Origin of the sequence: Anaerofustis stercorihominis DSM 17244, from assembly GCF_000154825.1 — a bacterium.
Lineage (GTDB): Bacteria > Bacillota > Clostridia > Eubacteriales > Anaerofustaceae > Anaerofustis > Anaerofustis stercorihominis.
This window is the reverse complement of the sequence record NZ_DS560017.1, coordinates 1-12,936: the sequence shown is the minus strand read 5'-3', so window position 1 is coordinate 12,936 and position 12,936 is coordinate 1. Positions and strand designations below refer to the sequence as shown.

Sequence of the window (12,936 nt, the reverse complement as noted above, 5' to 3'; positions counted from 1 at the left end):
TTAAATCTTTATTTTGTTTGTTTTATCAGCTCTACTATAGCCTTTGCCAAATCGAGCTTTTCATCTTCTCTGCAGGTCATTTTTGGTATTATGGTTTCATATTGTTCCTTGAATATTCCGCCTTCCACAAATGTCTCCTTTACCTTTAAGTTTAAAAGGGCATTGTCATAAGCTTTTTTGATACTCTTTATATCATTCAAAAGCTTAGAGTTTTCCTTGTCTTTTTCATCCAGCTTGTCCATCAGTAAAACTACATCTTTTTTATATTTTTTATACTTCTCATTTACTTCGTCAAATCTGAACTTCGGTATCATGAGTACTTTGGACTGCACGGGATTTTCATTTACAAGAATACCATCACTCTCTCTTACCAAACTTTGTCCCTCCTTTCTGTTTGTTTTCGCTGTCATTCAGCGTAATCCTTTTTTTATCCAAGTATCGCCTTGAATTCTGCGCTATATAAAATAGGAATAAATAAGTTTAAGAACAGATAATAAATGTTGTTTTTTTCTTTCTTATTTACCCCATTTTTAGCATAACTAAATTGTTTTCTTTAAATAAATAGTCGTCTCTTTTCTGTAACCGGAAGTAGAGGGATATAGATTTGTCGTCATATCCATAACTTCATAGCCGTCAGAAATCAGAGAAGCTAACTCACTTTCAATATATTCGGGATCCCCCGAAATACACTTAACGTCTATCATAGTTACCTCCTTATTAAGGTTTTTATATAAATCACTTACCGAAACAAACCAAACAGCAGTAAGTCTGCTTCATAGGAATTCCACCTCCCCGACATTATCCGGGACGCACCGTGGTGTGACCCTGCTATGCGTAAGTATCATTATCCCTTTTATAACCTCGTCGCCTTAAAAGATATTTCTTTTATTTTGTGCAGTAGTGTTGTAAACAGTTACCTTTATCGCAAGCGCACTTGCACCTCGGCTCTTTTATAAAAGAACGTATCTGATTTGTTTATATTCACTTTTCAATCATCGTTAAGTCCGTTTTCCCTTCCTCATATCTTTAAGGAATTTTTCTTTGATTTAAGTACCGCTTTTTAAAAATTATTTTAATGATTTAATATAGTTACTGATTTTTGATACTAATATAAAAGCATTTATATCAGTAAATACCTATGGGGCACTACGCCTTGCTTCGCAAGATTCCGCGCCCCGCATACTCCTACTTCTCAATCGTTTTTTACATACTTTAAACATTCCAAAGTTAGAAAATAAAAAATAATTTCTTTTTATAAATTGTTAGATTAAATATTGTAAAGATTTTTAAAGTTTGATAATTCTTTATCCTTTACATATCGAAAACTAAAAATTTAATTTAGTTGAATTAATAAATAGATTTATAGGTTTGTTTTTAATAAAAGTCTCTGTAGGTTACCTTTATGAGTTTTTTTATTACAAAATACTTTTTAGCTTTTCCAGTATCCTCTTTTTCCTTTTGTTTACAGCTTTCTGAGACAAAGAAAATATTTCGGCAATCTCTCTTTCAGATTTATTTTCAAAGTAATATAAATCAATCAAAAACATTTCATCTTTATTAAGAGCCGATAAAGCCTCTCTTAAACGTTCTTTTTCTATATCCTTTAGTAGTTTTTCTTCTGGAGACATTTCTATAAGCCCTTCGTTATATTCAAATACGATTCCCTTTTCCTTCATTCCTTCATATGAATACTCATTATCTCTTTTCTTTTTATCCAAATATTTTTCATGCTCTCTTTCTTTGTAATATGCCTTATACACAGCCTCACTTACTTCTATTCTTTCATTTCTGACTAATAGTGTTCTGATATTTTTATCCATGACTTTTCTCCTTTTCTTTCGTCTTTTAATCGGTTAAAACAGAAAAGAAAGTCACGGATATTTCGCCAAATAGCACTGCCATGTATTCATTTTTTTCTCCGGATTTGGGCATAAAAAAAGAGCCAAGGAAAACCTTGACTCCTAAAGCCTTTTATTTACAGAAATAAAAAAGGACCCAAGAAAAGGTCCTCTATCCCTATAATAAAATTTTATCAAAATATCAGTTCACATACAGTAAAGCAAGTGTTTAATTATAGTTCCTATTTAGTATTAAATTATTAATCTAAATTTAAACCTACCATAAATACCCTTTTAATTCCGGAATCTTATAGCCAAACAAACAGACAGAAAACAATCTTAAAGCTTCTTTCTTCCTCTTATAAAATGTAGTTCTGGATATATTAAGTTTTTCCGCTATGCTCTCTCCCGAAAGATGATCTGCACTTATGTATAAATCATTTAATATAGTATAATAATCCATTCCATATCTCGGATACTCTCTAAGCTGCCCGACAGCACTAAGGATTGAAGAAAGTATCAATGATGAATATTCATTCTTATCCACGTTATCTAAAAAATCTTCCTTTTGTTTATCCGGCGCAAATATTTCAAACATCACATTTGCCCTTTTCATATCCCCCTCACCTACTTCCAAAGCATAATCGTACATGTCATTTAAGGAATTATTTGTAGCCCAAAATACCGGAAGGTAAAGCTCCAGTGCTAATTTTGACTTATTCATAATTTCTTTTTCATTGGTAAATTCCAATTTTAACACCTCCAATTTAGTTAAATTATCAATCACTTTAATACCATTTTATCGAATATACGTTCTATAGTCAATATATTTTAGAATATTTGTTCGAATAATAGGGTAAAAAAAGAAACCAACATATAATGCTGATTTCTTTTATCTCTTTTTATAATACTAAATATTATGATACTACTGTTAAAAAAATATTTTAAATACATTAAACCTAATTTAATCTGCGTACCAATCAAAGTTTTTATACTTCTAATTTTTCTAAATCACTTTTTTAATAAACACCTTGTGCAATCATAGCTTCCACGACTTTTTCAAATCCTGCAATATTTGCACCTGCAACCAAATCGTATCCAAGTCCGTACTTTTCACTTGCGTTTTTACTGTTTTCATGAATATTCTTCATAATTTCTTTTAATTTAGCATCGACTTCTTCGGCTGTCCAAGAATATCTCATTGAGTTTTGAGCCATTTCAAGTGCTGATGTGGCAACACCGCCTGCATTTGCAGCTTTTGCAGGTCCTAAAACAACTTCGTTTTCTTTAAAGTATTCCATAGCTTCAGGGGTAGTAGGCATATTTGCACCTTCAACTACCAATTTGATACCATTTTCTTTTAATTTCTTAGCTTCTTCAATTCCTATTTCATTTTGTGTAGCACAAGGAATAGCTATATCACCTTTAAGTCCCCATGGTTTTTCTTTTGCGTGGAATTCGGCACCGAATTTTTCTGCGTAATCTTTTAATTTTACATCATTTCTTTCTCTTATTTGAAGTAAGAAATCTATTTTTTCATCAGTATTGATACCGTCTTTATCGTAAACATATCCGTCTCTGCCTGAGATAGAAACAACTTTAGCTCCCATTTCTTTTGCTTTTATACATACTCCCCAAGCAACGTTTCCGTAACCGCTTAAAACTATAGTCTTATCTTTAAAACTATCACCCAATACTTTTAATACTTCAGAAGCATAGTACATTACACCAAAACCCGTTGCTTCAGGTCTTATTAAACTACCGCCGTAAGGAAGTCCTTTTCCTGTTAGTACTCCGTTTTCAAAAGCACCTCTTATTCTTCTATACTGTCCGTAAAGATAACCGATCTCTCTTCCGCCTACACCTATATCTCCTGCAGGAACGTCCACATCGGGACCTATATGACGATATAATTCGCTCATGAAACTTTGGCAAAATCTCATGATTTCAGCATCCGATTTTCCCTGAGGATCAAAATCAGAACCACCTTTACCGCCGCCTATAGGAAGCGTTGTAAGAGAATTTTTAAATACTTGTTCAAATCCCAAAAACTTAACTACACTTAAATTTACGCTCGGATGAAATCTAAGTCCTCCCTTGTATGGTCCTATAGCACCGTTGAACTGTACTCTGAAACCTCTGTTTACTTGTACTTTACCTTTATCATCGACCCAAGGAACTTTAAACATTATAGCTCTTTCAGGTTCTGTTAATCTTTCTAAAATCCCCATATCTTCATATTCAGGATGTGCCTCGATTACAGGTCTTAAGCTTTCCAAAACTTCCATGACAGCTTGATTGAATTCAGGCTCGTTAGGATTTTTAGCCTTAACCTCTTCAAGTACTTTATTAATATAATCCATTTTTTATCCTCCCTATAACAAAAAATATTTAATTTTTAGTTGAGACGAAGAAAAAACATAAAATATCTAACAAGTATTTTCATAAAGCTAAACACTTTATGTTTTCTGTCGTCTCCGAGTTTGAAATTTCTGAAATTTCAAAACTTTTACATATTATAATACAATTTTTTTACATATACAAGGGATATTTTTACTTACATAAAAAAAATTTACAATAATTTTCATTTTAATTAAATCTATCAAATAATCAATTTTTATGATATATTAAAAATCATAAGGAAGTGATGGATATGAACTATGAAAAAATAATGGAATTTCTTAATACAAACGATAAATTTACAATGAACAATAATATTACGATTACTAAAATTTCAGAGGGAAAATCAGAAGCAGCAGCAAAAATCAATGATGCTAACTGTAACTTTATGGGGTATCCTCACGGAGGGATTTTATATTCAATGCTTGATGTCCTTGCGGGAACATCGGTCCTTTCCTTTGGATATGTATGTGTAACGGTAAATATAAATGCTAACTTTATCAATAAAACAAAAGATAAAATACTTTACGGATATGGTGAAACAGTGAAAAAGGGACACAATATATTCGTATGCAGATGTACCATAGAAGATGAAAATAAAAATGTAATATGTACGGGTCTTGCCACAATGCACCCTCTAAAATTTAAAATAGAAGATTATATAAAATAAAGCCGCATAATAATGCGGCTTTTATAATTATATATCTATTTTGCTCGCTAAGGGAAATAAGCATAGAATAATATAGATATAAAATTATTTAACTTTATTTGATTTTACAGTCTTAGCAAAATTGCTCTTATTTGAACTGTCTTTGACAGCTCTTACTCTGTAATAGTATTTTTTATTCTTCTTAACTTTTTTATCTACGTATTTATTCTTTTTGACCGTAGCTATTTTTTTATATTTTTTACCTGACTTTTTATAAATCTCATATTTCTTCGCATATTTAGCTTTTTTGAACGTAACGGTTACTTTCTTCTTTCCCGCTTTCGCCTTTACTTTTGTAGGAATACCGACTTTAACAGCCGCTTTAACAGCTTTGGAATAACCGCTGTAATATCCCCCGTTATAGGCTCTAACTTTATAGTAATAATTCTTTCCTGAAGTAACTTTCTTATCGGTAAAAGATGTTTTTGTAGTCGTAGCATATTTGGCATAGCTCTTGCCGTTATATTTATAAATAACATACTTGGTAGCACCGCTTACTTTACTGTAAGAAATTTTTGCATATTTATGTCCGCCTGCTGCTTTTACGGTTCCCAACTTACCTAGCTTTACATTTACTTTTACACTTTTGGATACTTTATTACCATATACAGAGTTTACTGTAATAGTAGTACTGCCTACACCTTTAGCAATTATCTTACCTCTACTGTCAACAGTTGCAATTTTAGTATTTGATGATTTATATGTAGTTACAGCATTACTAGGTGTAACAGATACTTTTAGCTGATAAGTATTTCCAACTTGTGCAATATTTATAGACGAAGTATTTAAAGATAATGTAACACTATCAAATGGCTTAAATGTAATACCGCTTAAATCGTATATATTGATATTTTTCGAATAGGCAATTAACGCATATAAAGCCTGATCAGTAGACATTCCATCAACATTTCCATCCCAACCTTTAAACATATGGGTTTTACTGTCATAGTAGCTCATTAAACCATCATATAATGTTTTACCATCGGAATTTTTATATGTTTCAATATCTACTCCTGCAGTACATAATGCAACAATTACTTGAGATGTAGTACACGCACTGTAATTTACATCACCATTTTGAGATTTAGCTTGCTCTTCTTTTAAAATCTGCAAACCTTTGTCTATAAATTCCTTTACATTTTCTTTATCTTTATATTTATAAAGAACTTGAATCGCCTGAGCTGTAGAGTCATAATCTATATAAGTAACTCCATCATATTCATAAGAGAACTTTCCATCTTTATCCAAATATGAAAGTATATCATCGATTAAAATATCAATACTACTTACATATGTACTATTTGATAAATCATAATTAGAAACATTAACTGCATTAAGAACAGATATAGGAATAGAAGCATACGTTCCCTTAAAATCATCTTTATCTTTTAACATTTGCTCAAATAAGTTTACTCCCGCTATAGGTTTGGTCGTATCTACACCAATAGAAGCAAGACCTATTATTGTTCTTGCATAATCGGTTGAAGTTTTTAATGTACTAATATTTTTAATTACATTTTGCTTATATAATTCATTCCATGAGTTAAGTCCCGGAATGGAAGATGTTAAATCTCCGCCTCTGTTGACTGCAAATATACTCCAATCCCCGAAATAAGTAGATGGCTTAGGATTTGATGCCGCTGCCTTACATGCTTTAGCAATATTAAGAATATTTTTATTTAATTCTTCTGAAGTGACACTTTGAGTTACTTTTGAATTTGATTTTAAATTCCCGGCAAACACCGGACCTGCTATACCAAACACCATCATCATAGAAAGTAAAAGTGCTAAAATTTTTGTTTTTAAACTTTTCATAAAATTTCCTCTCTCTTCTTTTAATTGTTTTTTAAACAATAAAAATAAGCCTTAATAAGGCTTAGAGTAGTCAAATATAACAGCTATTTACAGCCATTTACCTTACTCTATCCTTGTGTAGAGTTTATAGGTCTTATTAAATAGGTCTCCTGACTTAAGCTTCATCATAAATATCGTCTTCCCGCTTACACAACAGTGACATTTTGATATTTACTCTTCTAATACAGTAGCACAGACTGTGCAGGAATCTAACCTGCTTCCCTTTCATTTAATAAGTATATAAACTTTAAGTTATTTTTATTCTAGCTCTATCATACCATACTTTTCTTTGATTCGACTAATTTTTTCTAAAAAAGGTTTATTTAAAAACCATAAAAAAACTGCCGTCGAAAGAGCATGTACAAAATCAAAGGGTATTGATAATAAATAAATTGATTTGATATTATCCCAAGTTATCCCGCTTGTAAACATAACAAGAGAATGGAAATTCACTATACCTCCGTAAACTATCATTACAAACAAAAAACCTATAAGGCAAACGAATATCCTGTTATGTTTCTTTTTTAATACCACTCCGGATAGTGCTCCTATCATACCAAAAGCAAACATCTGCCACATAGTCCATGAGCCCTGACCAAAGAAAAAATTTGAAACAAAAGCTGATATGGCACCAATAAAAAATCCCGCTTGTCCTCCGAGAGTCATTCCTGATATTATTACTATAGCCGAGGTTGCTTTGATTTCGGGAGCGAAAAAGAATAATACTCTTCCGAGAACAGCTATAGCCGACATGGCAGAAATCAAAACGATTTCTCTTGTTCTTATTTTCTTTTTTTCAAATATCATTATAAAAGGTATAAATGATAATATTAAAATCAAAAAACTAGGTATTAAATATTTTTTTCTTCCAAAGCTTTTAATGGATATATATAATACTAAAGGTACTCCAATAAGAAGAGAAACTATGGTAAATAGGTTTACTTTCTTTTTTTTATTTATCATATACATTTACCTCATCAAGAAGTATGGCATTATCAAGTCTTTCTTTTGTGATCCTATTTATATCTGTGGTATAAAAATAGTTTTCACCGAAAAGTTTCCTGCTTTCTTTAAAAGAAACTATATCCCCGTCAAACATTATCGTACTCAAAGGTATATATTTTGATATAAACTCCATATCATGACTTACGACTATTATGGTTACACCATTATTATTCAATCCTTCTAGTAACTTACCTATTTTATCTTTATAAATAACATCCATTCCTTTGGTAGGCTCGTCCAAAATCAAGATATCCGGATTTACAAGAAGAACTTTTATAAGTGCCATTATCTCTATTTCTCCCCCCGATAAATCATAAGGATGAGAATCAAGTAAATTTTCAGCACCAATCTTACTTACCAAAGAAATATAATCTTCACTTATATCTTCAAGGTCTTTTCTGATAGTATTCTTAATAAAAAGACTTACAGGATTTTGAGGAAGTACTGCGACTTTGCCGGTTGAAACTACTTTCCCTCTATAAGGTTTAATAACTTTCCCCAGTATATTTAACAGAGTACTCTTCCCCGCACCGTTTGGTCCTATGACAGAAATAAAATCTCCCTTATATACTTTCAAAGACATATCTTTTATTACATCAGGACTATGCTTATGGTATCTGAACCATATATGCTTTAAAGCAATGGCAATTTCATTACCTCTTATAAAGCTCTCATTTTTTATTTCCTTAAACTTTATATCCGTATTATCAACAAGCTTTTTTGCTTCTTTAACAGTCAATACATCTCTCTTATCAAATATTTTATTTCCGAGCTTAACGGGTGAAGGAAGAAAATCATAATATTCATTATTTTTTTCTATTATATTATTTATCATTTCAAGATTATTTCCCTGAAATTTTATCTTACCACCGTCAAGTAATATACATTTATCGGCTTTATCAATTATACCGCTTAAAGAATGCTCGGTGATTATGATCGTAGTTCCGAACTCTTCGTTTATTTTAGTAAGAAGTGATATAAATTCATTTCTCATTACAGGGTCTAACTGTGATGTAGGTTCGTCGAGAAGAAGGATTTCCGGAAAAGAAAGCATACTGCATGCAAGATTCAGCTTTTGTTTTTCTCCCCCCGACAGTGCAGATGTATCTCTGTTCATCCACTGAGACATAGAGAAAAAACTTGACATCTCCGCGATCCTGCTTTTCATGGTAACTTTATCATATCCCAAATTTTCCAAAGTAAAAGCAAGCTCGTGCCATACCTTATCGGTTATTATCTGTGCCTCTATATTTTGAGATACATAACCTATCTTTTCACATCTTTCCCTTATGGTTAAATCATTTATATCTTTACCTTTATATAAAATATCACCTTTTTTTTCTCCGTAAGGAGCAAGGCTTACGCTTAGATGTTTCATTAGGGTAGATTTTCCGCTCCCCGATTTACCAAAAAGAAGTACGAAATCACCCTTATTTATTTCAAAGGAAATATCATTTAAAACTTCTTTTGAATTGGGATATGAAAAAGTTAAATTTTTTGCTTTGATAAGTTCCAAACTATTTCCTCCTTGATTTCTATAAGTAAGGGTATAAATGCAAATATAAAGTAAGATATAAAATATATGATATTACTTCCACCTATGGATGTAAAAGAAAAATCGGAAAAGAATATGATATGAAAAGCATTTTTATATATTCCAAAACCTAGAATGACTATGATAAATATCATAAATATAAGTATTACTTTATCCACATTTGTAAACTTTTCATTTTTATAACTGCTTTTACCCTTTAATTCATACCCTCTGGCAACCATTGTATTGGCACTGTCAATACCGTCCTCGAGAGCAAAAGTGATAAGTCCGGAAATCATATTTACACCATGTCTTATCCTATCGAAAATATTTCCGTCACCAAGACCTTCTCCTATACATTTCTGAGAAGCTTTTATCTTATTAAATTCTTCTTTATACCTTGGAATAAAACGAAGTGTCATTGAAAACATCAAAGAAAGTTTAGGGATACTTCCTTTGAATACATATACGATTTTATCTCTTGTCATGATTTTATTAAATGACGAAAAAATCAGAAACATATCTATAATCATAAAACCGGCAAAAAACCCATAATAAATCGCTTCTTTTGTAATCATCTTATTGTTTATATAAAATAATATAGTACTTCCCTGATGATTTATCAAAGGGTTCAATATTATTATAAATACCAAAAGCGGGAGCAAAACTCCCGCACTGAATTTCAGACTTTTTAATCCTCCTAAATATAAGCTATAGGAAAATGAAGAAATGAATGATATAAATAGTATGGCAGGGTGCATAAAAAACATAGTCATACCCATAACCACTATAAAATATAACATATTTACAAAAGCACTATGATTATAAAACATAGTATTTTCTCTCATATTCGCACCTACTTAACATCAAATTCCCAGTGAATATTATCTCCGTCATTTAATACATATCTTGAACATCCGAAGCTCGGTCTGCTTCCGTTCACATAATAAAGCCAACCCGAAGATTTCCCGCAGTCGAATTCATAAAGATTGTTGATCCCTCTTACGTAAGCTGAAGAATACTCGGTATAACCGTCAGCATCAAAAGGTATTCCGCTGTTGCGCATTTCTCTTTCCAGAACATCATATACATTCTCACCGTCATAAAAAGTTACATTTCTCGGTCCGTAAATATACCCGTTCTTCGGAACATTTTTTTCTTTTCCTTCTTTTAATTTATCTTTATTATCCAGTATATCTTTACATTCAACAGTCAAAGTACAGCTAAGAGTAGTTTTCTTATCTACTTTTTGTTTATCCAGATTTATCGGAGAACCGTTGCTCTTTTTTATCTTGCTTTTCTTTGAAGCTTTTTTCTTCTTATCACTTGAAGCTTTACTTACTTTTTTTGAAGAAGATTTTTGAGCTGCCTTTTTATTCTCTTCTTTTTTATCTTTAGTGTCTTTTTCTATTTTCTCTTTTTCTTTTTTACTTTCTGCTTTTAATGATACTGCTTTTTTCTTTACAGACGACAGAGTTTTACTGTTTACTCCGCTCGCTAAAATATAGATATTATCGGTTTTCGTTACATCGAAGGTAATATCATTATTATTACTTACCGCATCTTTTACATATGATACTTTACCGTTTTTAAGTTCAAACAAATAAGCATTTCCTTTGGTATTTACCTCTTTAAATGTAAGTCTGGGAGAACCGTTCAAATTTATATCTTTATTATATGTAAAAACGGTAATATTAGATGTTCCGAGAGTTTTAACTATATTTTTCTTATATTTAGTATAAGGTTTGATTTCGAGATTAGTCTTTTTTGTATCTGTAACCTTACCCTTATCATAAGTCCAGGTATAATTTAAATTATCGTTATTACCGTTTACAATAAGAGCCTTACTGTCAGTCTTTGCTTCTGTCAAAACTTTTACCATATCGGGATTATCTTTTAAATCATATTTTAATGTGGCACCCGAAATATCCATAGTACATAATTTAAACACAATAAAAAATAATATTGCCGCTATCGGAATTATAAAAGCTAAATTCTTTTTAAAGTTACTTTTTTTCATTTTGCCCTCTAAATTTCTAAATATATTACATTAAAATTTCTATTAATTCATTATACTTTAACATTTCCGCATTGTAAAGATTATAATTAACACTAAATCATAACCAAATAATTACTTTTGTGTTAAAATATTAAAATAATGAAACCTTAAAGGAGATTTATTATGAATATAAAAAATGTATTTATCTCGGGAGCAGGTGCCCTGGGACTTATGTATGCTTCTTATTTATCAAAAGGAGTGGGAAAAGAAAATGTATACTTTATAGCAGATGACAAAAGAGTGGAAAAATATAAAAATTCTAAGTACTATGTGAACGATAAAGAACATAATTTTAATTTTATATCTAATAATACAGATTTAAAAGCGGATCTGATAATACTTTCGGTAAAGTTTACAGGGATACATGAGGCTATAAAAAGTTTAAGGAATATTGTAAAAGACGATACTATTTTTATTTCAGTGATGAACGGCATCGAAAGCGAAAATGTAATAAAAGAATACTACGGAGATAAACATCTTTTATACTGCGAAGTTCACGGAATGGACGCTGTAAAAGAAGAAAATAAAATATATTTTTCAAAGCCAGGATTAGTTTGTTTCGGAAGTAAAGATAATAAGATAACCGAAGATGTAAAAAGTGTAGAGGAAGTATTAAAAAAATCAAACCTTCCATATGAAATACCGAGTGATATAATGCATAAAATGTGGAGTAAACTGATGCTTAACGATGCAGTCAATCAAGTCTGTGCAGTATTTGAGACCGGGTACGGAGGTATTCAAAAAGATGGAAAAGCAAAAGATATGGTAATAGAAACAATGAGAGAAGTATCAAAGGTCGCAGAGGCGGAAGGAATAATACTTACGGAAGATGAAATAAATGACTGGATGGATTTGATGTGTACGTTAAATCCTGATAATATGCCCTCACTTAGACAGGATACAAAGGCAAAAAGGAAAACGGAAGTTGAACTTTTTGCCGGAACTATTAAAAAACTAGGGAAAAAACATGCTATACCTACGCCTCTCAACGATTATTTATATGATAAAATAAAGGAAATAGAAAATAATTATTAGTATATTTTTTATAAAATCAGTTGATTAAAAAAGAACATAAATAATTTATTATTATATGTTCTTTTTTATTTTCATTTATAAACTAATTTATATAATTACATATCTGATATTTTTTCAATTACACTTATTTACACATTTTCCCTGTTATCACAAGCTACTTTTGAGATACTTGGTATTTAATTTTATTCCGCTTTTTTATAGAAATATAAGTACTCCAACAAATACTATTTAAAGGCTATATATTTCTATTTATAAAACAAAGTCACACTTTTCCTGAATTTTAATACTATATAGTATAAATAGTAAGGAGGGAAAGAAAGAACATGAACTGTAAGAATGATAGAATGATCATAGATTGTTTACTAGCTGCCATAATATTTGTTCTACTTGTATTAGTCTTTCCTAAATGGGTTTGGTACGCCTTAGTTATTGCCGGAGTTGTCTACTGCTTTTTCAATATATTTAGGGAAACTTTCACACATAATAAATGGTAATAAAAAAA

12 protein-coding genes and 1 riboswitch are annotated in these 12,936 nt (G+C 30.8%); of the genes, 2 read left to right on the top strand and 10 right to left on the bottom strand.

The genetic code is table 11. The features are described from left to right. Positions 1-8: 8 nt before the first annotated feature. The 5 genes from ANASTE_RS03410 to gdhA form a co-directional block, all read right to left on the bottom strand. Positions 9-374 carry a hypothetical protein gene (locus tag ANASTE_RS03410; RefSeq protein WP_148344992.1) on the bottom strand — a complete coding sequence of 122 codons (366 nt, stop codon included), beginning with the start codon at positions 372-374 and terminating at the stop codon, positions 9-11. A 165-nt stretch (positions 375-539) separates the two neighbouring features. Beyond that, positions 540-704, bottom strand: a complete 165-nt coding sequence (locus ANASTE_RS11900) for a hypothetical protein (RefSeq protein ID WP_007049536.1) — start codon at positions 702-704, stop codon at positions 540-542. A gap of 711 nt (positions 705-1,415) precedes the next feature. Then, entirely contained in the window at positions 1,416-1,820 is a 405-nt protein-coding gene (locus ANASTE_RS03405) for a sigma-70 family RNA polymerase sigma factor (RefSeq protein WP_007049534.1), read from the bottom strand. 295 nt (positions 1,821-2,115) lie between these two features. Continuing rightward, on the bottom strand, positions 2,116-2,562 hold the full coding sequence (locus tag ANASTE_RS03400; protein ID WP_148344991.1) for a DUF1492 domain-containing protein: 447 nt from the start codon (positions 2,560-2,562) through the stop codon (positions 2,116-2,118). Positions 2,563-2,857: 295 nt separating this feature from the next. Next, positions 2,858-4,201 (bottom strand): NADP-specific glutamate dehydrogenase, encoded by a 1,344-nt coding sequence (gene gdhA / locus ANASTE_RS03395; protein ID WP_007049532.1) that lies wholly within the window; start codon positions 4,199-4,201, stop codon positions 2,858-2,860. Positions 4,202-4,491: 290 nt separating this feature from the next. Here gdhA and ANASTE_RS03390 point away from each other — a divergent pair, with 290 nt between their 5' ends. Continuing rightward, positions 4,492-4,908 (top strand): PaaI family thioesterase, encoded by a 417-nt coding sequence (locus ANASTE_RS03390; RefSeq protein WP_039944891.1) that lies wholly within the window; start codon positions 4,492-4,494, stop codon positions 4,906-4,908. 84 nt (positions 4,909-4,992) lie between these two features. Here the strand turns inward: ANASTE_RS03390 and ANASTE_RS03385 are convergent, their stop codons facing one another. From ANASTE_RS03385 to ANASTE_RS11260, 5 genes are all read right to left on the bottom strand, one after another. Then, on the bottom strand, positions 4,993-6,762 hold the full coding sequence (locus ANASTE_RS03385) for an Ig-like domain-containing protein (protein WP_039944889.1): 1,770 nt from the start codon (positions 6,760-6,762) through the stop codon (positions 4,993-4,995). A 130-nt stretch (positions 6,763-6,892) separates the two neighbouring features. Continuing rightward, positions 6,893-7,059: riboswitch (cobalamin riboswitch) on the bottom strand. Continuing rightward, on the bottom strand, positions 7,060-7,764 hold the full coding sequence (locus ANASTE_RS03380) for an ECF transporter S component (protein WP_187361987.1): 705 nt from the start codon (positions 7,762-7,764) through the stop codon (positions 7,060-7,062). Further along, positions 7,754-9,322 (bottom strand): ABC transporter ATP-binding protein, encoded by a 1,569-nt coding sequence (locus tag ANASTE_RS03375; protein WP_007049528.1) that lies wholly within the window; start codon positions 9,320-9,322, stop codon positions 7,754-7,756. The genes ANASTE_RS03380 and ANASTE_RS03375 overlap by 11 nt, the downstream gene beginning before the upstream one ends. Further along, on the bottom strand, positions 9,295-10,188 hold the full coding sequence (locus ANASTE_RS03370) for an energy-coupling factor transporter transmembrane component T (RefSeq protein ID WP_007049527.1): 894 nt from the start codon (positions 10,186-10,188) through the stop codon (positions 9,295-9,297). Before ANASTE_RS03370 ends, ANASTE_RS03375 begins: the two co-directional genes overlap by 28 nt. An 8-nt stretch (positions 10,189-10,196) precedes the next feature. Further along, a complete protein-coding gene (locus tag ANASTE_RS11260; RefSeq protein ID WP_007049526.1) occupies positions 10,197-11,360 on the bottom strand; it encodes a DUF4430 domain-containing protein in 1,164 nt (387 codons plus the stop codon). A 162-nt stretch (positions 11,361-11,522) separates the two neighbouring features. On the opposite strand from ANASTE_RS11260, the gene ANASTE_RS03360 reads away from it, so the two are divergent. After that, positions 11,523-12,434 carry a ketopantoate reductase family protein gene (locus ANASTE_RS03360; RefSeq protein WP_007049525.1) on the top strand — a complete coding sequence of 304 codons (912 nt, stop codon included), beginning with the start codon at positions 11,523-11,525 and terminating at the stop codon, positions 12,432-12,434. The last annotated feature ends 502 nt before the right edge of the window (positions 12,435-12,936 follow it).

Coding starts and splice junctions, on each gene's coding strand:
- ANASTE_RS11900 (WP_007049536.1), bottom strand. CDS start 704: ATGATAGACGTTAAGTGTATTTCGGGGGATCCCGAATATATTGAAAGT.
- ANASTE_RS03405 (WP_007049534.1), bottom strand. CDS start 1,820: ATGGATAAAAATATCAGAACACTATTAGTCAGAAATGAAAGAATAGAA.
- ANASTE_RS03400 (WP_148344991.1), bottom strand. CDS start 2,562: ATGAATAAGTCAAAATTAGCACTGGAGCTTTACCTTCCGGTATTTTGG.
- gdhA (WP_007049532.1), bottom strand. CDS start 4,201: ATGGATTATATTAATAAAGTACTTGAAGAGGTTAAGGCTAAAAATCCT.
- ANASTE_RS03390 (WP_039944891.1), top strand. CDS start 4,492: ATGAACTATGAAAAAATAATGGAATTTCTTAATACAAACGATAAATTT.
- ANASTE_RS03385 (WP_039944889.1), bottom strand. CDS start 6,762: ATGAAAAGTTTAAAAACAAAAATTTTAGCACTTTTACTTTCTATGATG.
- ANASTE_RS03380 (WP_187361987.1), bottom strand. CDS start 7,764: ATGATAAATAAAAAAAAGAAAGTAAACCTATTTACCATAGTTTCTCTT.
- ANASTE_RS03370 (WP_007049527.1), bottom strand. CDS start 10,188: ATGAGAGAAAATACTATGTTTTATAATCATAGTGCTTTTGTAAATATG.
- ANASTE_RS11260 (WP_007049526.1), bottom strand. CDS start 11,360: ATGAAAAAAAGTAACTTTAAAAAGAATTTAGCTTTTATAATTCCGATA.
- ANASTE_RS03360 (WP_007049525.1), top strand. CDS start 11,523: ATGAATATAAAAAATGTATTTATCTCGGGAGCAGGTGCCCTGGGACTT.